This is a genomic window from Pseudomonas sp. GW823-FHT06B06 (assembly GCF_058795195.1).
Map to the genome: position 1 here is coordinate 317,708 of NZ_JBXAHO010000001.1, position 22,640 is coordinate 340,347.

Here is a 22,640-nt window from a genome sequence, read left to right on the forward strand (position 1 = left end):
AAATAGGGTCGTGACCGCCCAAACGGCCAAAGGCTGATCAAGATACACAGCAGGCTTCGCCCACACAAGCCGCCAAAAGTCGGAGAAACCACTGCCTGTCGTGACCGCGCAACCGGGTTCCCCAAGTCGCAACCCCATCATTAACTGTCGCCTGGCAGCACTTTTTAACCCGCCTTGGAACCGCATCCGGCGCCCCCGCCGGATGCCCAAAAGCATGGCAAAAATCCTCAGCCGGTGTTGCGCAAACCGGCGGCAATCCCTGCTACAGACACCAGCAACGCCTGTTCTACCGGGCTGTCCTGGGCCACATCCGGTTGCCGCGATCGTGCCAGCAACTCTGCCTGCAATAGATGAAGCGGGTCGAGGTAAGTGTTGCGCAAGCGGATGAATTCCAGGGTGGCTGGGCTATGTGCCAGCAGCTGCGACTGACCGGTCAAGCCGAGAACGATGGCGCATGCCTGCGACAATAGGTCGCGTAAATGCGCGCCCAAAGGTAGCAAGTCCGGCTCGACCAGACGCTCGTCGTAGGAGCGGGCGATATCCGCGTCGGCCTTGGCCAGGACCATTTCCAGCATGTCGATGCGCGTGCGGAAAAACGGCCACTGCTCGCGCATCTGCTGCAGCAGTTCGCCCTCACCGCGCTCCAGCGCTTTGCTCAGGGCCGCTTCCCAGCCCAACCAGGCGGGCAGCATCAACCGGGTCTGGGTCCAGCCGAAGATCCACGGGATGGCCCGCAGGCTTTCGATCCCGCCAGCACGGCGCTTGGCCGGGCGACTGCCCAGCGGCAGGCGCCCAAGCTCCTGTTCCGGGGTGGACTGGCGGAAATATTCCACGAACTGCGGATTTTCCCGCACCACCGCACGGTAGGCGCTGACCCCATCGGCGGCCAGTTCGTCCATCAGATGGCGCCACTCAGGTGTCGGCGGCGGCGGTGGCAGCAAGGTCGCTTCGAGCACCGCGGCCAGATACAGATTGAGGTTTTGCTCGGCGATGTCCGGCAGGCCGAACTTGAATCGAATCATTTCTCCCTGCTCGGTGGTGCGGAAACGTCCGGCGACCGAACCCGGCGGCTGCGACAGAATCGCCGCGTGCGCCGGGCCGCCACCCCGCCCCACGGTGCCGCCGCGACCATGGAACAACAGCAGTTCCACGTCGTGCGAGCGGCAGATATCCACCAGTTGTTCCTGCGCCCGGTACTGGGCCCAGGCGGCTGCCGTGGTCCCTGCGTCCTTGGCCGAGTCGGAATAACCGATCATCACTTCCTGCGGGCCTTGCAGGCGCGAGCGATAGCCCGGCAGCAACAAGAGCTTCTCGATCACCGGACCTGCGTTATCGAGGTCGGCAAGGGTTTCGAACAGCGGCACCACGCGCATCGGCCGCAATACCCCGGACTCCTTGAGCAGCAGCTGCACGGCCAGCACATCGGAAGCGGCACCGGCCATGGAAATCACGTAGGAGCCCAGCGACGCTCCTGGCGCCGCAGCGATTTCCCGGCAAGTCGCCAGCACTTCGGCGGTATCGGCCGAAGGCTTGTAGTAGGCCGGCAACAAGGGTCGACGGTTATTCAGTTCGCGCGTCAGGAAGGCGATGCGCTCTTCTTCGCTCCAGTCTTCATAGCGACCCAGGCCAAGGTAGTCGGTGATTTCGGTCATGGCCGCGGTATGGCGCGACGAGTCCTGGCGTACATCGAGGCGCACCAGGAACAGGCCGAACGTCACGGCCCGGCGCAGGCAATCGAGCAAGGGACCGTCGGCGATGACGCCCATGCCGCACTCATGCAGCGAGTGGTAGCACAGCTCCAGTGGGTCGAGCAGGTCGCGATTGTCTTGCAGTACATCGGCCGGTGCAGGCGTCGGCGTCGACAACGCGGTGTGCGCCCAGCTTCGCGTGGCGCGCAGGCGTTCGCGTAGCTGCTTGAGCACAGCGCGGTAAGGTTCGGCGCTGTCGCCAGCCTTGGCCTTCAATTCTTCACTGGCCTGCTGCATCGACAACTCGGCAGCCAGATGATCGACATCGCGCAGGTACAAATCGGCCGCCATCCAGCGCGCCAGCAGCAGCACTTCACGGGTCACGGCCGCCGTCACGTTGGGGTTGCCGTCGCGGTCGCCGCCCATCCACGAGGCGAAGCGAATCGGCGCCGCTTCCAATGGCAAATGCAGTCCCGTGGCGGCATGCAGGGCTTGGTCGGCCTTGCGCAAGTAGTTGGGGATCGCTTGCCACAGTGAATGCTCGATCACCGCGAAGCCCCATTTGGCTTCGTCGACCGGCGTCGGGCGCGTGCGGCGGATTTCTTCGGTGTGCCAGGCTTCGGCGATCAGGCGCTGCAATGTCGACTTGATCTGCTCGCGCTCGGCGCTGGTCAGGTCGCGATGGTCCTGCGCCGCCAGTTGCGCAGCGATGGCGTCGTATTTCTGGATCAGCGTGCGGCGCGCGACTTCGGTCGGGTGCGCCGTCAGCACCAGCTCGATTTCCAGCCGTCCCAACTGACGGGCCAGGGACTCGGCGCCATGACCTTCGGCGCGCAGGCGGGCGAGCAGCTCCGGCAGTACCCGCGCCTCGAATGGCGCGGGCTGGGATTCTTCGCGACGATGAATCAGTTGGTACTGCTCGGCGATGTTGGCCAGGTTGAGAAACTGGTTGAACGCCCGCGCCACCGGCAGCAGTTCGTCCTCCGTCAACTGGTTGAGGCTGGCGCTGAGCTCGGCATCCATGGAACCGCGACGGTCAGCCTTCGCCCCCTTGCGGATCTGCTCGATCTTGTCGAGAAAGCCGTCCCCATACTGTTCCCGAATGGTGTTGCCCAACAACTCACCGAGCAGGTGAACGTCTTCGCGCAAGCGTGCATCAATATCGGTCATCAACAGTTCTCCAGCGAAAAATCCGGTCGACCAGGAACCTTAAGAGTGCCGCTCCAGACCGGTTCTTACAAGCAAGACGACGAAGGGCCTTTAAACCTTTGGCGTAAAAGCTAGTCTCAAGAGTAAGCCGTACAACGGCTGTCGCCGGCATCTGCCGGACATTCCCCGCCTGCCGGGAGCAGGAGTGCAATGAGGTCATTATGAAAATCCGCGAGCTTGCCAACCACTGGGAAGAAAACGCCAAGGGTCGCCTGACCGACACAGGCTATTCGATTCATCTGGACGTGGAGGCTGCCGCACGGCTTGCGGCGATTATCGAGATGTACCCCAAGCGGCATCCTGAAGAACTGCTGGGCGAATTGATCGGGGCCGCCCTGGAAGAACTGGAAAAAAGTTTTCCGTATGTGAAAGGTTCCACCGTAGTCGCCACTGATGAAGAGGGCGATCCGTTGTACGAAGACATCGGCCCGACCCCACGTTTCCTCGCTTTGTCCCGTCGTCATTTGCATGACCTGTCGGCCGCTGGCGACAAGCAAAAGCACTGATTTTTTTTGTATTTGTCCCTCCTGAAAATCACTGTTCGCACCCCCTTCGAGGGGTGTGATCAGCTGTGTTCATCGCCACATTCCTCGATATAGAGCCCTTCGCGCTGCGTCGAAATTTTTTCGATAGCCAGCTAAATTTCTGAACTTTCAAAAAACGCCTCGGGTCAACCCAGTAACCACGCCTGGGACGGCCGTTTCAAAAAGCCTTGTGAAATACGGTTTCGGCTCTTTGCCCAGGATGGATATTCACGTTGCTCAGGAGTTAGCCCAATGGAGTTGAAAACGATGAAAACCCGAACTGGCAAATCCTCTTCCCTGCACGGACTGAAAATGGCGGCACTGGCCATCGGCACAGGCCTCGTGCTGGCCGGTTGCGCGGGTAACCCACCCACCGAGCAATTTGCCGTCACCGAGTCAGCGGTCAATAGCGCCGTCAGTGCCGGTGGTACCGAATTCGCTGCAGTGGAAATGAAGGCTGCACAAGACAAACTCAAGCAAGCCGAAATTGCCATGCACGACAAGAAGTTCGATCAAGCCAAGACCTTGGCCGAACAGGCTGAGTGGGACGCTCGTGTAGCCGAGCGCAAAGCCCAGGCGATGAAAGCCGAACAATCTGTGAAGGACTCTCAGAAAGGGGTTCAGGAACTGCGTCAGGAAAGCCAGCGCACCGTTCAGTAACAGCGCTGCACGACGTATTTCTTACTCGATTGAAAAGGACTAAAACCATGAATTCAAAAAATTTGATGATCCCTGCCCTGCTGGCCGCCAGCGTTACTTTGGCCGCATGCTCAACGCCTCCCAACGCCAATCTGGAACAGGCCCGCACCAATTATTCCGGCCTGCAAGCCAACCCGCAGGCGAGCAAAGTCGCGGCGCTGGAAACCAAGGACGCCAGCGATTACCTGGACAAGGCCGACAAGGCCTACCTGGATAAGGAAGACCCGGCCAAGGTTGACCAGTTGGCCTACCTGACCAACCAGCGTGTCGAAGTGGCGAAACAGACCATCGCCCTGCGCACCGCCGAAGCCAATCTGAAAAACGCTTCTGCACAACGGGCCCAGGCGCGTCTTGACGCCCGCGACCAGCAGATCAAGCAGCTGCAGGACAGCCTCAATGCCAAACAGACCGATCGCGGCACGTTGGTGACCTTCGGTGATGTGCTGTTCGCCACCGACAAGGCCGAGCTGAAATCCAACGGCATGATGAACATCAACAAACTGGCCCAGTACCTTCAGGAGAATCCGGACCGCAAGGTGATTGTCGAGGGTTACACCGACAGCACCGGTACCGCCTCGCACAACCAGTCACTGTCGGAACGCCGCGCCAGCTCCGTGCGCATGGCGCTGGTGAAGATGGGTGTTGATCCAACCCGCATCGTCGCCCAGGGTTATGGCAAGGAATATCCCGTGGCGGAAAATACCAGTGTCTCGGGCCGGGCACAGAATCGTCGGGTGGAAGTGACGATTTCCAATGACAACCAGCCGGTGATTCCGCGTTCGGCGGTGAGCTCGAATTAAGCATCACGCAATAATCCAAAAGCCCCACCTGATCTGATCAGGCGGGGCTTTTAGTTTTCAAGATCAAAAGATCGCAGCCTTCGGCAGCTCCTACTGTTCCAGCTTCTGCGGGGTTTCCTGCCCCATGCAACGCACCGCTTTCTTCTTGTTGTTGACCAGCACGCCGGTCAGGCCTTTCTGTTCGGTGTCGAACAGCACCAACACGCCATCAATGCACTGCGCCACTTGCGCCGCCGGTTCCAGGGAGACCTTGTAGTCTTCGCCCGGCACGGTCTTGAGCATGGTGAATTCGTTGAGCAGCAACGCATCCTCTGGCTTGGCGAAGTGCAGGTAGCCGTACCACCACAAGGCCGCGACGGTGCCGAGGATGCTGCAGATACCGGTGATGATCAGCGGGATGGCGTTACGTTCTTCACTCATTGCGGGCTCTCTGGTGGTTCATTTTCAGAATGTTCGGGTGCCGGGTAATTGGGGATTTCGCCCAAGCGGCGCAGGCCGTTGAAATGCTGCGGGTCATCGAGATAACGCAACATGACTTTGCGCCAGACCGGGTCGGCGAATGTCTGCACGTGACCGCCACGGGTCAGTTGCAGCACCCTGGGCGGCGGCGCAGCTTGATACAGACGGATGCCGTTGGAAAGAGGCACGAGCGGATCGTCGATGCTGTGGTAGATCAGTTTCGGCACGCCATTGAGCTGAGCCATGGAATTGATCGCACTGTCGCCATCAGGCACCAGCCAGGACAGCGGCACCTGGAACGCCCAGAACACCCATGAATTGCTCAGCGCATAACGACCGACACTGCGGTAACTGGCAGGCACACCATCGAGCACAACCGCCTTCAGTTGTTTTTGCCGCTCGGGGTGTTGCACGAGGTAGTGAACCGCCATCGAACCGCCAAGGCTCTGTCCCAGCAAGATCAGCGGCTTGCCCTTGACCTCCGGGGCCTGGTCGAGCCATTGGAACGCGGCGTCGATGTCCTGATAGATCGCCGGCAAGCTCGGTTCGCCCTCGGACAAGCCGTAGCCGCGATAGTCCACCAGCAACACCTGGTAACCCTCTTTAGGCAGCCACCAACTCCCGCCCAGGTGCATGGGCAGGTTGCCACCGTTGCCGTGCAGGTGCAAAACGGTGCCTTTGACCTCGACACCTTTTTTTGCCGGCAGCCACCAGCCGTGCAGCTTGAGGCCGTCGGCGGTGGTCAGGGTGACATCGCGGTATTCGAGCTTGGCTTTTTCCGGGGTGAATAACTGGCCGGGTTCGGGGTAGAACAGCAGTGAGCTGCAACCGCTCAGGGCCAGGAGAAGGCAGAAGATGCCGAGGATTCTCATCCGGTGAAACCTCAATGTGGGTGATCGTTCCCATGCTCCGCGTGGGAATGCATAACGTGACGCTCCGCGTCACAGTGGACGCGGAGCGTCCATGGCGGCATTCCCACGCAGAGCGTGGGAACGATCTGATCAAAGGATATTGGAGTAATCCGCCTCGATCCGGTCCAGGCTCAGGTGATTGAGGAAGTTGGAGAAACACATCCACGCCGACAACGCGTTCATGTCGCGAAACTGTTCAGGCAGGTACTTGGGCGGCACCACCAGGCCTTCATCCACCAGCAGGCGCAAGGTGCGCATGTCTTCCAGGGTAGTCTTGCCGCAGAACAACAGCGGTATCTGCTCCAGCTTGCCTTTACGCACGGCCAGTTGAATGTAGTTGTAAATCATGATGAAGCCCTTGAGGTAGGACAAGTCTTTGGTGAATGGCAGACCTGTCGGCACCGAGCCGCGGAAAACGCGACTGGCGTTGCTGTAGCTCTCGGGCATCTCGAAGCCTTGTTCGCGGAAGAACTCGAACACCTGCAGGAAATCCGCGCCCTCCTCAACCATGTGAATGGCCCGCGTGCGGTTGGTCAGCTTGCGCAGGCGGCTCGGGTAGGAGGCAAAGGTGATGATTTCCATCAGGATCGCCAGGCCTTCCTGGGTCACCGTCGACGAGGGCGGCCCCTTGGACAGGAAGGTGCAGATCGGCTGGTTCAAACCGTTGAGGGTGGTACCGACATGCACCAGCCCTTCGTGGACCTCCAGGGCGCGCACATCGCGCTGATTGAACATCGCATCGGAGCGGATCTTGATGTAGTCAGCGCCGGCAGCCGCATCGGCGACGATGCCGTCAGACTCGAACACGCGGATGGTTTCCTCGGCTTCGCCAAATACTTTGTTCAAGCGATGTTGCAACAGGTCGACCGCTTCCTTGGCCGTCAGCGTCTTCGGTTCATCCTTGAGGTCGCCACGACCGTCGATGTTGTTCAGGTACTCGGACAGCATCATGCCCAGGTCGGACAGGGTCGGGTCGCCAGCATGAAAGGCGTCCGAGGCAGCGCCATACAACTCCTGGGAAATCAGGCCGAAATCCTCGGTGCCACGCGCTTCGAGCATGCGCACCACCATCCGGTATTCCTTGCACATGCGGCGCATGATTTGCCCGACCGGGTTGAACTGGCCAAGTTGACGGGTGATGTCGCGCTCGATGTTCTGGAATTCCAGCTTCACCTTGCTGGAATCGAAGGCCAGCGGACGGTTGAGATAGTAATCACGGTCCACCGCGGGCATTTCCTTGCCCTTGGCCTTGAGGAAGCCCTTGCGGATGTTGTCGTCCCATTTCACCGCATCGAGGACGCGAATCGGCGTCTGTGCCAGCACAATGCGATCGGACAAAATGCGTATCGACTGCTGGTAATCGTCCACCCGGAACTCCTGTTGAAAACTGTTGGTTATTGGGCCTTGGCCTGGCGCTGGTAGCGGACCGCTTCGACGAATACATCGGAGTTGGCGGGATCGTCGAGGTAGGCCGATACCTGGTCCATCTTGCTGTCGATCAACACGCCCTCGCCGTCGTCGGTCTGGAAGACTTCGCCACTGAGAATTTTCTGCCCAAGCGCCTGCTTGATTTGCTCGAGGTCGAGGTTGTACACCACCAGTTCGCGCTTGTCGGTGAGTTCGAAGCCGGCAATCGTGAAATGCCCGCCGAACCGGGCCGGCGCTTTCGCAGAGAGATACCAGCGGCTACCGTGGTGAGACACGGTAAATGGATAGGCCTCGCGTTCCTTGGGCCTGGCCTTGAAATAGCTGACTGCCTGATAGCGATTGTCGCCGATGCGCGTCAACTCAAGATTCAGCGGTTCACCCCAGGCATTGGTGCTGGTCCATTTTCCCAATAAACCTTTTGGTGCGGGCTCGCTCGTGGGCAGCGGCTCCTTGAAGGTCACCAGGCAGCCGCTGAGCAGCAGGAACGACAAGGCGATTACTACGGCGCACCAAGCTTTCATTCAACACTCCCTATCGACACACGATGACTTGTCCACGCTGATCGTTCCCACGCTCCGCGTGGGAATGCATCCAGTGACGCTCTGCGTCACACCGGCAAGGGACGCAGAGCGTCCCGGGCGGCATTCCCACGCGGAGCGTGGGAACGATCGGTACGGGGGGCGCGTTATACCGAAGCCAGCACCAAATGCATATAACGCGTCAGTATGCCCAGCATCTCCTCTTCGGCGTCCGGTTCGGCGTCGTTGAGCAGGCCCTGATATTCCATCCGTCCGATTATCGCCGTCAACACTTTGGCGTCCTGTTGTGGTTCGCGAGAACCCAGCACCTGGAAAAGCTGGCAGGAACCCTGCAACAGGATTTGCTGATGGGAGCGCACCAACTCGGCCAGGCGCGGGTTCAGCAGCGCTTCCTGGCGGAACGCCTGCTCGGCCATCAAGTGCTCACGACGGGTGATCAGTTGCCGGTGCACATAGTCGGTCATCAACCGCGCAATGTCGTCCGCCAGTTTTGAACGAGCCTGCGCACTGCCGTCGCCACTGGCGATCATGTCGCGCAGCAGGCCCTCGTTATTCACCCACAGCTTGGCCATGTAGGCCGCGCTGCGCTCCACATACTGGGCGAAGGTATCGGTGAGCAGGTCATCGATATCCTTGAAGTAGTAAGTGGTCGCCGATAAGGGCACTTGCGCCTCGGCAGCCACCGCACGATGCCTTACGGCCCGTACGCCATCGCGCACGACAATGCGCATCGCGGCATCGAGAATGTCCTGTCGACGTTGCTCGCTGCCCTGCCGGCTGGCCTTGCGGCCCTGGTACTGAACACTTTCAGCAACCGCAGTGGCGATACCCGCTGCACCTTCTTGAGCCATTGCACGATTCACGACAGGTCTTTCCTCTCAGATGAAACTAACAAGTTGATACGTTTGTACCAGACAGGCAATAAAAAGCCGCCTGAAGAGGCGGCTTTTTATTGAAACACTTACGCTTGTGGCCGCATGTGCGGGAACAGGATCACGTCGCGGATCGACGGGGAGTTGGTCAACAACATCACCAGGCGGTCGATGCCGATGCCTTCACCGGCCGTCGGTGGCATGCCGTACTCCAGCGCGCGCACGAAGTCGGCGTCGTAGTGCATGGCTTCGTCGTCGCCGGCGTCCTTGTCGGCCACCTGGGCCATGAAACGCTCGGCCTGGTCTTCCGCGTCGTTCAACTCGGAGTAGGCGTTGGCGATTTCACGACCACCGATGAACAGCTCGAAGCGGTCGGTGACATTCGGGTTCTCGTCGTTGCGGCGAGCCAACGGCGATACTTCGAACGGGTACTGGGTAATGAAGTGCGGCTGCTCCAGCTTGTGCTCGACCAGTTCTTCGAAAATCATCACCTGCAGCTTGCCCAGGCCTTCGAAGCCCAGCACCTTGGCGCCGGCCTTCTTGGCGATGGCGCGAGCCTTGTCGATGTCGTTCAGGTCATCGGCGGTCAGCTCAGGGTTGTACTTGAGGATCGAGTCGAACACCGACAGGCGCACGAACGGCTCGCCGAAGTGGAACACCTTGTCGCCGTACGGCACGTCGGTGCTGCCCAGGACCAGCTGTGCCAGCTCGCGGAACAGTTCTTCGGTCAGGTCCATGTTGTCTTCGTAGTCGGCGTAGGCCTGGTAGAACTCCAACATGGTGAATTCAGGGTTGTGACGAGTCGAAACGCCTTCGTTACGGAAGTTGCGGTTGATCTCGAACACTTTTTCGAAGCCACCAACCACCAGACGCTTCAGGTACAGCTCTGGCGCGATACGCAGGAACATTTCCATGTCCAGCGCGTTGTGGTGGGTTTCGAACGGCTTGGCCGCGGCACCGCCAGGAATGGTCTGCAGCATCGGCGTTTCGACTTCGAGGAAGTCGCGCTTCATCAGGAAGCTGCGAATGTGCGCGATCACTTGCGAACGTACGCGGAACGTCTGGCGCACGTCTTCGTTGACGATCAGGTCAACGTAACGCTGGCGATAGCGCTGTTCGGTGTCGGTCAGGCCGTGGTGCTTGTCCGGCAGCGGGCGCAGGGACTTGGTCAGCAGGCGCACGTTGGTCATTTCAACGTACAGGTCACCTTTGCCGGAACGGGCCAGGGTGCCCTCGGCAGCAATGATGTCGCCCATGTCCCAGGTTTTCACCGCGGCCAGGGTGTCTTCGGACAGGGTCTTGCGGTTGACGTAGACCTGGATGCGACCGGTCATGTCCTGGATCACCATGAACGAGCCACGGTTGAGCATGATGCGACCGGCAACCTTGACCGGGATTGCAGCCTCTGCCAGCTCTTCCTTGGTCTTGTCCGCGTACTGTTTCTGCAAGTCATTGCAGTAGTTTTCGCGGCGGAAGTCGTTGGGGAAGGCATTGCCCTTGGCGCGCTCGGCAGCAAGCTTTTCCTTGCGCAGGGCGATCAGGGAGTTTTCTTCCTGTTGCAGGGCTTGCGGGTCGAGTTCTAGGTCGCTCATGTCTTTAAATATTCCATCACAGGTTCGTTGCCCCCGGGCCTGCGGCCCGGGGATCGCCAGCAAGCCGGCTCCTACAGGGATCGGGACCGATCCCGTATTGCATGTCTTACAGCCCTGATTTCAGGCTGGCTTCCAGGTATTCGTCGATATCGCCGTCGAGCACCTTGTCGCAGTCGCTGCGTTCGATGTTGGTACGTAGATCCTTGATCCGCGACGCATCGAGCACATAAGAACGGATCTGGTGACCCCAGCCGATATCCGACTTGGTGTCTTCCAGCGCCTGGGACGCGGCGTTGCGTTTCTGCATTTCCTGCTCATACAACTTGGCCCGCAGCATTTTCATGGCGGTGTCCTTGTTGGCATGCTGGGAACGTTCGTTCTGGCAGCTGACCACGGTATTGGTCGGTACGTGGGTGATACGTACGGCCGAGTCGGTGGTGTTTACGTGCTGACCACCGGCACCGGAGGAACGATAGGTGTCGATCCGCAAGTCCGCCGGGTTGATCTCGATTTCCACCTTGTCATCGATCTCTGGCGAGACAAAAACCGCCGAGAACGAAGTGTGACGACGGTTGCCAGAGTCGAACGGGCTCTTGCGAACCAGGCGATGTACGCCGATCTCGGTACGCAGCCAGCCAAAGGCGTATTCACCCTTGATGTGCACGGTCGCGCCCTTGATGCCAGCGACTTCACCGGCCGACAGTTCCATGATGGTGGCGTCGAAACCGCGTTTGTCAGCCCAGCGCAGGTACATGCGCAGCAGGATGTTGGCCCAGTCCTGGGCCTCGGTACCACCGGAGCCGGCCTGGATATCCAGGTAGGCGTTGTTCGGGTCCATTTCATGGCTGAACATGCGGCGGAATTCAAGCTTGGCGAGGTTTTCCTCAAGACGGGCCAGCTCGGCGACGACATCGCCCACTGCGCCTTCGTCGTTTTCTTCGACAGCCATGTCCAGCAGGTCGCGGCAATCGGCCAGACCCGTGTTCAGTTCGTCGAGGGTATCGACGATCTGCGCCAGCGCAGCGCGCTCGCGGCCCAGTTCCTGGGCGTATTCAGGTTTGTTCCAGACACTCGGATCTTCAAGCTCGCGATTGACCTCGGTCAGGCGCTCATGCTTTTGATCGTAGTCAAAGATACCCCCGAATAGTTTCGGAGCGCTCGGACAGGTCCTTGATGGTGTTAAGGATCGGGTTGATTTCCATGGCGGGCAGCACTCGTTGGCGAACTTTTGAAAGCCGGCGAGTATAACGGTAAACGGCCGGAAACGGCAGTCCGCTTGGCCGAAAAGGCGGGGTTCACCTACGCCCTCTGCAACTGTGGAGATCACCTGTGGCGAGGGGATTTATCCCCGTTGGACTGTGCAGCAGTCCCGTTGTTGGGGCCCCTTCGCAGCCCAGCGGGGATAAATCCCCTCGCCACAGGGTGTTTTGTGTCGGTCAGCCTATGCCCACCTGATTACGCCCGTTGTTCTTCGCCTGGTACAACCCCTTGTCCGCCGCCGAGATCAATTCACGACAATTGCTGCCAGATGTCGGGATGATGGTAGACAGGCCGATGCTGATGGTCAGGCTCGATCCTTCGGTCGGGGCTATATGCGGGATCTTCAGCGCGGCCACGGTCATGCGCAGTTTTTCCGCCACCAGCCGCGCGCCGCCCTGCGAGGTGTTGGGCAGTACCAGGGCGAATTCTTCGCCGCCGTAGCGGGCCGGGAGGTCGGAAGGTCGGGAGCTGGCGTCGCGGATCGCCGCGGCGACCTGGCGCAGGGCTTCGTCGCCTTCCAGATGGCCGAAGGTGTCGTTGTAGGTCTTGAAGTAGTCCACATCGATCATCAGCAACGACAATTGGGTCTGCTCACGCAGCGAGCGGCGCCATTCGAGTTCCAGGTATTCATCGAAATGCCGACGGTTCGACAGCCCGGTCAGGCCGTCGGAGTTCATCAGGCGTTGCAACACCAGGTTGGTGTCGAGCAACTGTTGCTGGCTGACCCGCAAGGCGCGGTAGGCCGCATCACGCTGCAGCAGCGTCATGTAGGAGCGCGAGTGATAGCGAATGCGCGCCACCAGCTCGATGTTGTCCGGCAGCTTGACCAGGTAGTCGTTGGCCCCGGCCGCGAACGCCGCGCTCTTGATCAGCGGGTCTTCCTTGGTCGACAGGACGATGATCGGAATGTCCCTGGTCGCCGGGTGGTTGCGGTATTCGCGCACCAGGCTCAGGCCATCGAGGCCGGGCATGACCAGGTCCTGCAGGATCACCGTCGGCTTGATGCGCACGGCATGGGCGATGGCCTGGTGCGGGTCGGCGCAAAAGTGGAAGTCGATGTTTTCTTCGTTCGACAAACCGCGTCGTACGGCCTCGCCGATCATCGCCTGATCGTCCACCAACAGCACCATGGCGGCATTTTCGTCAGTCTTGAAGTCGTCGAGCTGTAAATCATTCATGTGCGTTCACCTGAATACTACTTGGGCCAGGAATGCGGTTGAAAGGGTCACTTGGGGAATATCTCCAGCAATCGTGGCGCTATCTTTTCCAGCGGGCGTATTTCCACGGCGGCATCGATGGCGGCTGCCGCCTTCGGCATGCCGTACACCGCACTGCTTTGTTGATCTTGTGCGATGGTCAGGTAGCCATGCTGGCGCATGAGTTTAAGCCCTTGCGCCCCATCACGCCCCATGCCGGTTAACAAAACGCCAACCGCATCGCCATTCCAGTAACTGGCCACACTCTCGAAAAACACATCGATAGAGGGCCTGTAGATCTCGTTGACCGGTTCGGCCGTGTAGGCCAGCTTGCCGTTTTTCAACAAACGAATATGGTGGTTGGTGCCCGCCAGCAGCACGGTGCCGCTTTGCGGCGGTTCGCCCTCCTGGGCCAGGCGCACGTTCAGGCCGCTGGCGCTGCCGAGCCATTCCGCCATGCCAGCGGCAAATACCTGGTCAACGTGTTGGACCAAGACGATGGCCGGGGAAAAATCCCGCGGCAATCCCTTGAGCAGGCATTCCAAAGCCGCCGGCCCGCCAGCGGATGAACCGATGGCGATCAGGCTCTGGCGTGGGCCCGAACTGCGCGTCGGATCCGGTGCCAATCGTTCCCGATTGCCCTTGTCGCCGATCAGCCAGCCGATATTCATGATCTTGCGTAACAGCGGTGCCGCCGCTTCCTGGGCATTACCCGCACCGAGGGCCGGCGTGTCGACCACATCCAGGGCGCCATGGCCCATGGCCTCGAACACCCGATGCACGTTCTGCTGGCGATCGACGGTGACGATGACGATCGCGCAGGGCGTTTCAGCCATGATGCGCCGGGTGGCCTCCACTCCGTCCATCACCGGCATGATCAAATCCATCAGGATCAGGTCTGGCGTCTGTTCGGCACACTTTTGCACCGCCTCGCGGCCGTTGCCCGCCACCCAGATCACCTGGTGGGTCGGCTCGAAAGCCAATGCCCGGCGCAAGGCTTCCACGGCCATTGGCATGTCATTGACGATTGCGATCTTCATGCCCGTGCTCCTCCTATGAGCTCAACCACTGCATCGAGCAAGGCATCGTCGTGAAAACTGGCTTTGGCTAGATAATAGTCGGCCCCGGCGTCCAGTCCACGACGACGGTCTTCTTCACGATCCTTGTAGGACACCACCATCACCGGCAGCGATTGCAGACGATTGTCCCGGCGCAACAACGACACCAGCTCGATGCCGTCCATGCGCGGCATGTCGATGTCGGTGATCAGCAGGTCGAAATCTTCAGAACGCAAGGCATTCCAGCCATCCATGCCGTCGACCGCCACGGCCACGTCATAACCTCGATTGAGCAGCAGTTTGCGCTGCAGCTCACGCACGGTCAGGGAGTCATCGACGACCAGGACTCGCTTGCGGGCTGCTGCGACGACCTGGTTGCTGTGGCGCGCAATGCGCTCCAGGCGCCCGGTGTTGAGCAATTTATCCACCGAACGCAGCATGTCTTCGACGTCGACGATCAACACCACCGAACCGTCGTCGAGCAGAGCGCCGGCGGAGATATCCTGGACCTTGCCGAGGCGCTCATCCAGGGGCAATACAACCAATGTCCGCTCGCCGATAAAGCGTTCTACCGCAATGCCATATATCGCATCACGCTCGCGGATCACCACGACTTTCAGGGTTTGCTGGCTGCCTTGACTGGCCGGACGCTGCAACAGTTGACTGGCGGCGACCAGCCCGACATGCCGGCCTTCATGCCAAAAATGCTGGCGGCCCTCGACCTGAACGATATCCGCCGGCTCCAGATCACACATGCGTTCAATGTGGGCCAGCGGGAAGGCATAAGCCTCTTCACCGACTTCCACCACCAGGCTGCGCACCACGGACAGGGTCAGGGGCACCTCGAGATGGAAACGACTGCCCTCGCCCGCCGTCTGCTCCAGCACCACCGCACCGCGCAACTGGCGAACCATGTGCTGCACCGCATCCAGGCCAACGCCGCGCCCGGAGACTTCGGTGACAGTGTCGCGCAGACTGAAGCCGGGCAGGAAAAGGAAGGTCAGCAGTTCCTCTTCACTCAATTGCGCGGCGGTATCGGCCGGGGATAACTGGCGTTCGACGATGCTGCGACGGACCTTTTCCAGATCGACCCCGTTACCGTCATCGCTCAGTTGCAGCACCAGCAACCCGGCCTGATGGGACGCGCGCAGACGAATCAGGCCCTCTGCTGGCTTACCCGCCAACAGCCTTTGTTCCGGGCTTTCGATACCGTGATCGACGGCATTGCGCAGCAAGTGAGTCAGTGGTGCTTCGAGTTTTTCCAGGACGTCGCGATCGACCTGGGTCTTTTCGCCCTCGATCTCCAGCCGCACTTGCTTGCCGAGGCTACGACCGAGGTCGCGGACCATCCGCACCTGCCCCGTCAAGACATCGGCGAACGGCCGCATGCGACAAGCCAGGGCGGTGTCGTACAACACCTGCGCGCGCTGGCTGGCCTGCCAGGCAAACTCATCCAGTTCGGCGTTTTTTTCCACCAGCAATTGCTGGGACTCCGCCAGGAGCCGGCGTGCATCGTCGAGGGCTTCCCGGGCTTCGAGGCTCAGGACTTGCTCCTTGAGATGGACGTTGAGGTTTTCCAGCGCCCGCTGACTGTTGCTCTGCATGCGCTTGAGCCGCTGCATGGTGGCCAGGTGCGGTTTGAGCCGCAGGGTTTCCACCAGGGATTTACTCGACAGATCGAGCAGACTGTTCAAGCGCTCGGCAGTGACGCGCAGTACGCGCTCGCCGTTTTCGGTGGTACGCCTGGCCAGCTTGGGCGATACCGCCAGCGATTCGACGGGCACCGCCGGCTCTTCGATCGCGGGTGCGGGCGCTTCAACGTGCAGCTCGGCCATCACCAGCGCGGCGGGGGTCATGCTCGGTATCGCAGCAGCCATTGGATCGAGCAAGCGCCCCATCAATGCGACATACGCTTCGATGTCCGCAGCGCCCGGCGCATTGTTCGGTGTCGCGATGCGCATCAGCAGGTCGGTGCCTTGCAGCAACGCATCAATGTGTTCCGGGCGCAGGTACAAGCGCCCTTCCTGGGCACTGACCAGGCAATCTTCCATGACATGGGCAACGCTGACGCCAGCATCGACGCCGACGATCCGGGCCGCGCCTTTTAGCGAATGTGCCGCACGCATGCACGATTCGAGATGATCAGCCTGGGTCGGATCACGTTCCAGCGCCAACAAACCTGCGCTCAGCACCTGGGTCTGGGCCTCGGCTTCCAGGCTGAACAGCTCCAGCAACGAAGAGTCGCGCATTTGCTCGGGGGTCATGTGAGGCTCCGGGTCACGGCGGACATCAGCTGATCTTCATCCAGCCAGCGCAGGCTGCGACCTTTGAATTGCATCACGCCACGGGTGTACTTGGCACTGGCCTGCGCGCCAGAGCGGGACGCCGCTTCGAGGATGCGTTCGTCGATGGCATGTATTCCGTCCACTTCGTCTACCGGCACCACCACGGGACCGCCGTGGGCGGCGATGATCAGCATGCGCGGCACGACTCGCGCGCCGCTGGCAACGCTGCTGGTGCTATCGAGACCCAGCAACTCGACCAGAGAGAGGCACGCCACCAACGCACCCCGTACATTCGCCACCCCTAGCAAGGCCCGGGAGCGTTGATGGGGCAATGAATGAATGGTTTGCAACGGCGCCACTTCGACCAGGCTGCGAGTGGCCAGCGCCAGCCATTCTTCGCCGAGGCGGAACATCAGCAGCGAACGGGTTTTCACCTCGCTTTCGACGGCAATGGACGCTGACGCGCGTTCCTCCTGCTGCAACGCGTAGCGATCCAGCAGGCGCGTGGCGGCCGCCGAATACACCGCGCAATTACGGCAGTGAATGTGTTCGCTCAGCAGCGGGCAGGACTTGTCGCCGTGAATGCCAATGCGATTCCAGCAGTCGTCGATGGACTGGGCATCTTCATGGGTGACGTTCAAGGAGTCGGAGGCGATCATCGTTTACGCTCACTGTCGGCGGCGCGCTCGCTGCGGGCGGCGCGATCCTGCAATCGTCTGGCTCCCGCGGTATCCCCCTGGGATTGCAGCAAGGCGGCCAAGTGCATCAACGCATCGGCATGTTGCGGGTCGAGGTACAACGCCTTGCGATAAAAACCCTGGGCCTCGAGGACGCTACCGGCGACATCGCTGAGCAGCCCCAGCCAATAAAACACCTGGGCCACCGGTTCGTGGTGGCGTAGATAGTTATCACAAGCGGCACGGGCTTCGGCGCTTTTGCCTTCGTTGGCCAGCGCGGCGACGTTCGCCAGCAGCGCGGCGGCGTCGGATGTGCTTGGTGCGACCGAGTGCGATACCTGATTGACGCTGGCGAACGGGCGCCGTTGAGTCGGCATCGGCGCGACCCTGCGCACGGGTTGCGGCACCGGCAACGGTGTGGGTACGAATGCCGGCAGCGGCTCGGGCTCAGGAGCGCTATGGCGACTGAAGGCAAAGGATTGTGGGATGCCAATCGAACGCATGCCCAGGCGCCCCAGCAGACTGCCCTCCGCCGGGCCGATAAACAGTACCCCATCAACATGGGTCAAGCGCTTGAGTACCTCGAAAACCTGTTTCTGTGTTGGCAGATCGAAGTAGATCAGCAGATTGCGGCAGAACACGAAGTCAAAGGGTGGCTCGCTGGCGAGCAAGGTCGGATCGAGCAGATTGCCGACCTGCAGGCGCACTTGCTCCAGTACCGGGGCGCTGAGTCGATAGCCGTCGTTTTCGGCGCTGAAATGGCGGTCACGAAACGCAATGTCCTGACCGCGAAACGAATTCTTGCCGTATAGCGCTCGTCGGGCTTTTTCCACCGACAAAGGGCTGACGTCCATGCCATCGACCTTGAACTGGTGCGGCTTGAACCCGGCATCCAGCAGCGCCATGGCAATGGAATAAGGCTCTTCGCCGGTGGAGCACGGCAGGCTCAGAATCCGCAGGGCGCGCATGTTGTTGAGCTCGGCCAGGCGCCTGCTCGCCAGTTTCGCCAGGGTGGTGAAAGATTCCGGGTAACGGAAAAACCAGGTTTCAGGGACGATCACCGCTTCGATCAACGCCTGCTGCTCGTCGCTTGAACACTGCAAGGTGCACCAATATTCGTCGGCCGTCTGCGCTTGGGACGCGGCACTGCGTTGGCGTACCGCACGCTCGATGATCGCCGGGCCGACCGACGTCACGTCGAGGCCGATACGCTCCTTGAGAAAATCGAAAAACCGCTGGTCGCTACTCATTGCCACTGCTCCAGCAATGCCGGGTCAAGGGGTGGCGTCGGGTACAACAGCGCACGGACCTGATCGTCCAGCAGGTCGGCCACCCGCACCCATTGCAACAAACCCTGGGCATCTTCACGTACGGGCCCCAGGTACGGCGCCTGTGGATTGTCCAGGCCATAGGGCTGAAATTCCGCCGGATTGCAACGCACGGTGTCGGTGGCCCGTTCCAGAATCAGACCGAGTAATTGCGCCTGGGCGGTTGCATCCGGCCGGTAATGCACCAGCACCAGGCGCGTGCTGGTGCGCGCCTGCGCGGGCGTGCCGAAGGTCAATGCACTGAGGTCGATGACCGGCACCACCGCGCCACGATAGGCCAATACCCCGGCGACCCAATGCGGCGCCTGGGCAATCGGCTTCAATGGCAGGCGCGACAGCACTTCCGCCACCTCGATCGCCTGCAAGGCATACCGCTCGTGACCGATGCGAAACACCAGGAATAACGCGTGCGCCGCCTGTTTCACGGCAGAGCGCTTGGCCGTGAGTTCGCTCATCAGACTTTGAATCGCGAGACGCCGCTACGCAGCCCTACCGCCACCTGGCTCAGCTCGTCGATGGCGAAGCTGGCCTGGCGCAGGGATTCGACGGTCTGGCTGCTGGCATCACCCAATTGCACCAGCGCGTGGTTGATCTGCTCGGCGCCGGTGGCCTGGGCCTGCATGCCTTCGTTGACCATCAACACCCGCGGCGCCAGCGCCTGGACCTGATGGATGATCTGCGACAACTGCTCGCCCACCTGCTGCACCTCGAACATGCCGCGGCGCACTTCCTCGGAGAATTTGTCCATGCCCATCACACCGGCCGACACCGCCGATTGAATTTCGCGCACCATCTGCTCGATGTCGTAGGTGGCGACGGCGGTCTGGTCCGCCAGACGCCGGACTTCAGTCGCAACCACGGCAAAACCTCGACCGTATTCGCCGGCCTTCTCGGCTTCGATAGCCGCGTTGAGCGACAACAGGTTGGTCTGATCGGCGACCTTGACGATGGTGACCACCACCTGGTTAATGTTGCCGGCCTTCTCGTTGAGGATCGCCAGCTTGGCGTTGACCAGGTCGGCCGCGCCCATCACCGAATGCATGGTCTCTTCCATGCGCGCCAGGCCCTGTTGCCCGGAACCGGCGGCCACCGAAGCCTGGTCGGCGGCGGTGGACACTTCGGTCATGGTGCGTACCAGGTCACGAGACGTAGCGGCGATTTCCCGGGAAGTCGCGCCGATTTCAGTGGTGGTCGCGGCCGTTTCGGTGGCGGTGGCCTGCTGTTGCTTGGACGTCGCGGCGATCTCGGTGACCGATGTGGTCACTTGCACCGACGAGCGCTGGGCCTGGGACACCAGGGCGGTCAGCTCGGTCATCATGTCGTTGAAGCCGGTTTCCACGGCACCGAATTCGTCCTTGCGCTCAAGATTGAGACGCGAGCTCAGATCGCCCGTGCGCATGATTTCGAGGATTTGCACGATGCGATTCATCGGCGCCATGATGGCGCGCATCAGCAGCAGGCCGCAAAGGCCGGCGGCCAATACCGCGAACACCAGGGAAATACCCATGATGATCTTGGCGGTGAGTACCGCATCGTCGATGGCCGCCACAGCCTGGTCTGCCACTGCTTTGTTGTGGCGCAGAATATCACTGAGCTTCATTCGACCCGCTGTCCAGACGGGGGTCAGCTCTTCGTTGAACATCCTGATGGCTTCGGCGTCCTGGTTGCGTTTATGCAAATCCGTAACGGCGAGCAGGATGCGGTGGTAGTCCGCGTGGAGTTTTTCAAACGCGGCATATTCGACCTTGTCTTCATCCGTCGTCACCGTGGCGCGATAAAGCTCCATCTGCTCTTGCAAGCGCGCGGAGAAATCCTTGAAATCCGAGGCATCCTTGGCGGTGAAGCCCTGTCCCTGCTCCAGCCCGAGCATCTCCAACATCCGCAAGTAACTGTCGGACCAGGCGCCGCGGACCATCGAGCTGTAATACAAGCCCGGCAGCGCATCCTCACGAACGCTGGCTTCGCTGGTCTCGATCTTCAACAAGCGCGAATACGAGACGACCACCATCAGCAACATGATGGCGATAATTACCGCAAAGCTCGCCAAAATGCGTTGGCGCAACGTCCAGTTCTTCACAGTCAATCCTCGGGGCCATTTTGAAATGCGGGGAGTATAGCCGAGGGCGCTGTTTCATTTATAAGACGGTTGCGCCACTTCTCATCTCTTGGCAAAAAAAATCGAAGTGGTCGGTTTATAGTCAAAAGATCGCAGCCTGCGGCAGCTCCTACAGGTGCACGCCGATCCCTTGTAGGAGCTGCCGCAGGCTGCGATCTTTGAAGGCTTACATCGAAGCCTGGCGCACCTGCTTCTCCAGTTCGACCTTCAACCCTGGCGCCAACTTGAGTTGCCGCGCCAGCTCATCGAGGTAGGACTTCTCCATGAAGCTCTCCTCATCCACCAGCATCACACTGGCGATGTACATCTCGGCAGCCATTTCCGGGGTGCTGGCGGCGCGGGCGACATCGGTCGGATCCAGTGGCTTGTTCAGTTCCGCGTGAAGCCAGTGTTGCAGCTCCTGATCGTTGTCGAGCTTGCTGAACTCACCTTCGATCAGCTCGCGTTCGCGCGCGTCAATATGACCGTCTGCCTTGGCCGCGGCCACCAGGGCCTTGAGAATCGCCTGGCTGTGCTGCTCGGCTTGCGCCATTGGCAGGCGATCCAGGGTTTGCGGTTCGGTCTTCGGGGCCGTGCCCTGCTGGGCTTGCCAGTTGCCGTAGGCTTTGTAGGCCAGCACGCCCAATGCGGCGAGGCCGCCATAAACCGCGACCTTGCCTCCGACCTTGCGCGCCTTCTTGTTACCCAGCAGCAGGCCCATGGCCCCAGCGGCGAGGGCCCCGCCGCCCGCACCGGAGAGCAAGCTGCCGATGCCACTGCTCGCCCCCTTGTTCTGCGCCGCACCGGTATTTTTTTGCAACAGATCCTGGCCAGACTTGAGCAGTTGGTCGAGCAATCCACGGGTGATCATTTTCCGCCTCCACAAAAGGGTTTAACCGGACACTAAGGCCATCAGCCTAAATCGAAAGTGCCCGGCGCCCCCGGTGAGTTTGCTTCCAGATGTTGCTGGGAAAGAGCTCCTGCCAGTGCTTGTCCCATTACTGCCCAGAAGCCCATCGAAAAAAAAGATATACACTGCATAAAATCTATAAAAACCGCTTACCTGGTACGGCCTCATGATGACCCTGCGTCAAATCCGGCACTTCATTGCGGTGGCCGAGACCGGTTCGATCTCTGCCGCCGCGCAAACCGCGTTCATTTCACAATCCACCCTGACCCTGGCGATCCAGCAGCTCGAGCAGGAGATCGGCGTTGGCCTGTTCAATCGCCACGCCAAGGGCATGACCCTGACCCATCAGGGGCATCAGTTCCTGCGCCAGGCGCATTTGATCCTGGCCACCGTGGACAATGCCAAGCGCAGCCTGCAACAAAGCACCGACCAGGTGGCCGGGCAATTGATCGTCGGCGTGACCAGCCTGGTCGCCGGTTACTACCTGGCGGACCTGCTCACGCGTTTCCAGCGCGCCTACCCCAACGTCGAAATCCGCGTGATGGAAGACGAACGCCCCTACATCGAACATTTGCTGGTCAGCGGCGAGATCGATGTAGGGGTGCTGATCCTTTCCAACCTTGAAGACCGTCACGCCTTGCAGACCGAAGTGCTGACCCATTCACCCCATCGACTGTGGTTGCCGGCCCAGCATCCGCTGCTGGAACACGACAGCATCAACCTCGCCGACGTGGCCCGCGAGCCGCTGATTCAATTGAACGTCGATGAAATGGATCGCAACGCCCAGCGCATGTGGACAGCCGCTTCCCTGCAACCACGCATCACCCTGCGCACGGCCTCGACCGAAGCGGTGCGTAGCCTGGTGGCGGCCGGGCTGGGTGTTTCGATCCAGCCCGACATGACTTATCGCCCGTGGTCGCTGGAGGGCGACATCATTGAAGCGCGGCCGATTGCCGACCTGAGCCAGACCCTCGATGTCGGCCTGGCCTGGCGCCGCGGCACTGCGCGCCCGGCCTTGGTGGACCCGTTCCTGACCGTCGCTCGCGAGCAACCCCACGGCGGGCGCAAGCCATCTATTTAATCGAACGCCACCTTCAGTATTTAGAATTT

At 60.6% G+C, this 22,640-nt stretch carries 20 protein-coding genes; 4 read left to right on the top strand and 16 right to left on the bottom strand.

Annotated features, from left to right (window positions below; translation table 11 throughout):
* Window positions 1-227: 227 nt before the first annotated feature.
* Window positions 228-2,858: a phosphoenolpyruvate carboxylase gene (gene ppc / locus AC1Q8Q_RS01540; RefSeq protein WP_020799646.1), complete on the bottom strand. Its 2,631-nt coding sequence runs from the start codon at window positions 2,856-2,858 to the stop codon at window positions 228-230.
* A 200-nt stretch (window positions 2,859-3,058) separates the two neighbouring features.
* On the opposite strand from ppc, the gene AC1Q8Q_RS01545 reads away from it, so the two are divergent.
* The 3 genes from AC1Q8Q_RS01545 (at window position 3,059) to lptF (ending at window position 4,920) form a co-directional block, all read left to right on the top strand.
* Entirely contained in the window at window positions 3,059-3,403 is a 345-nt protein-coding gene (locus AC1Q8Q_RS01545) for a hypothetical protein (protein ID WP_020799647.1), read from the top strand.
* A 270-nt stretch (window positions 3,404-3,673) separates the two neighbouring features.
* The gene (locus AC1Q8Q_RS01550) at window positions 3,674-4,081 is read left to right on the top strand and encodes a DUF4398 domain-containing protein (protein WP_020799648.1); all 408 of its coding nucleotides are present in this window, start codon (window positions 3,674-3,676) and stop codon (window positions 4,079-4,081) included.
* 47 nt (window positions 4,082-4,128) lie between these two features.
* On the top strand, window positions 4,129-4,920 hold the full coding sequence (gene lptF, locus AC1Q8Q_RS01555) for a lipotoxin F family OmpA-related lipoprotein LptF (protein ID WP_020799649.1): 792 nt from the start codon (window positions 4,129-4,131) through the stop codon (window positions 4,918-4,920).
* 90 nt (window positions 4,921-5,010) lie between these two features.
* Here lptF and AC1Q8Q_RS01560 read toward each other — a convergent pair whose 3' ends face one another.
* From AC1Q8Q_RS01560 to AC1Q8Q_RS01630, 15 genes are all read right to left on the bottom strand, one after another.
* Window positions 5,011-5,340: a PA3694 family proteiin gene (locus AC1Q8Q_RS01560; protein ID WP_020799650.1), complete on the bottom strand. Its 330-nt coding sequence runs from the start codon at window positions 5,338-5,340 to the stop codon at window positions 5,011-5,013.
* The gene (locus AC1Q8Q_RS01565) at window positions 5,337-6,251 is read right to left on the bottom strand and encodes an alpha/beta hydrolase (protein ID WP_168757310.1); all 915 of its coding nucleotides are present in this window, start codon (window positions 6,249-6,251) and stop codon (window positions 5,337-5,339) included. Before AC1Q8Q_RS01565 ends, AC1Q8Q_RS01560 begins: the two co-directional genes overlap by 4 nt.
* A gap of 129 nt (window positions 6,252-6,380) precedes the next feature.
* Window positions 6,381-7,658: a flavohemoglobin expression-modulating QEGLA motif protein gene (locus tag AC1Q8Q_RS01570; protein ID WP_020799652.1), complete on the bottom strand. Its 1,278-nt coding sequence runs from the start codon at window positions 7,656-7,658 to the stop codon at window positions 6,381-6,383.
* Between the two features lie 26 nt (window positions 7,659-7,684).
* Window positions 7,685-8,239, bottom strand: a complete 555-nt coding sequence (locus AC1Q8Q_RS01575) for a hypothetical protein (RefSeq protein ID WP_168757309.1) — start codon at window positions 8,237-8,239, stop codon at window positions 7,685-7,687.
* Between the two features lie 164 nt (window positions 8,240-8,403).
* Entirely contained in the window at window positions 8,404-9,120 is a 717-nt protein-coding gene (locus tag AC1Q8Q_RS01580; protein WP_020799654.1) for a TetR/AcrR family transcriptional regulator, read from the bottom strand.
* 98 nt (window positions 9,121-9,218) lie between these two features.
* Window positions 9,219-10,721 carry a lysine--tRNA ligase gene (lysS, locus tag AC1Q8Q_RS01585; protein ID WP_033043263.1) on the bottom strand — a complete coding sequence of 501 codons (1,503 nt, stop codon included), beginning with the start codon at window positions 10,719-10,721 and terminating at the stop codon, window positions 9,219-9,221.
* 106 nt (window positions 10,722-10,827) lie between these two features.
* A protein-coding gene (gene prfB / locus AC1Q8Q_RS01590) for a peptide chain release factor 2 (RefSeq protein ID WP_098465888.1) occupies window positions 10,828-11,923 on the bottom strand; the annotation gives its coding sequence in 2 pieces (ribosomal slippage) (window positions 10,828-11,850 and window positions 11,852-11,923; 1,095 coding nt in all).
* Window positions 11,924-12,157: 234 nt separating this feature from the next.
* Entirely contained in the window at window positions 12,158-13,159 is a 1,002-nt protein-coding gene (locus tag AC1Q8Q_RS01595; protein WP_168757308.1) for a response regulator, read from the bottom strand.
* 47 nt (window positions 13,160-13,206) lie between these two features.
* The gene (locus AC1Q8Q_RS01600) at window positions 13,207-14,217 is read right to left on the bottom strand and encodes a chemotaxis response regulator protein-glutamate methylesterase (protein WP_432669059.1); all 1,011 of its coding nucleotides are present in this window, start codon (window positions 14,215-14,217) and stop codon (window positions 13,207-13,209) included.
* Window positions 14,214-16,499, bottom strand: coding sequence for a hybrid sensor histidine kinase/response regulator (locus AC1Q8Q_RS01605; RefSeq protein ID WP_492614758.1), 2,286 nt, complete (start codon window positions 16,497-16,499; stop codon window positions 14,214-14,216). Before AC1Q8Q_RS01605 ends, AC1Q8Q_RS01600 begins: the two co-directional genes overlap by 4 nt.
* The gene (locus AC1Q8Q_RS01610; protein WP_033043256.1) at window positions 16,496-17,179 is read right to left on the bottom strand and encodes a chemotaxis protein CheW; all 684 of its coding nucleotides are present in this window, start codon (window positions 17,177-17,179) and stop codon (window positions 16,496-16,498) included. Before AC1Q8Q_RS01610 ends, AC1Q8Q_RS01605 begins: the two co-directional genes overlap by 4 nt.
* On the bottom strand, window positions 17,176-18,447 hold the full coding sequence (locus tag AC1Q8Q_RS01615) for a CheR family methyltransferase (protein ID WP_033043255.1): 1,272 nt from the start codon (window positions 18,445-18,447) through the stop codon (window positions 17,176-17,178). Before AC1Q8Q_RS01615 ends, AC1Q8Q_RS01610 begins: the two co-directional genes overlap by 4 nt.
* Window positions 18,444-18,980, bottom strand: coding sequence for a chemotaxis protein CheW (locus tag AC1Q8Q_RS01620; protein ID WP_020799663.1), 537 nt, complete (start codon window positions 18,978-18,980; stop codon window positions 18,444-18,446). The genes AC1Q8Q_RS01615 and AC1Q8Q_RS01620 overlap by 4 nt, the downstream gene beginning before the upstream one ends.
* Window positions 18,980-20,602: a methyl-accepting chemotaxis protein gene (locus tag AC1Q8Q_RS01625; protein ID WP_083348309.1), complete on the bottom strand. Its 1,623-nt coding sequence runs from the start codon at window positions 20,600-20,602 to the stop codon at window positions 18,980-18,982. Before AC1Q8Q_RS01625 ends, AC1Q8Q_RS01620 begins: the two co-directional genes overlap by 1 nt.
* A 205-nt stretch (window positions 20,603-20,807) precedes the next feature.
* The gene (locus tag AC1Q8Q_RS01630) at window positions 20,808-21,491 is read right to left on the bottom strand and encodes a tellurite resistance TerB family protein (RefSeq protein WP_168757303.1); all 684 of its coding nucleotides are present in this window, start codon (window positions 21,489-21,491) and stop codon (window positions 20,808-20,810) included.
* Between the two features lie 205 nt (window positions 21,492-21,696).
* Here AC1Q8Q_RS01630 and AC1Q8Q_RS01635 point away from each other — a divergent pair, with 205 nt between their 5' ends.
* Entirely contained in the window at window positions 21,697-22,611 is a 915-nt protein-coding gene (locus AC1Q8Q_RS01635) for a LysR family transcriptional regulator (RefSeq protein WP_020799666.1), read from the top strand.
* The last annotated feature ends 29 nt before the right edge of the window (window positions 22,612-22,640 follow it).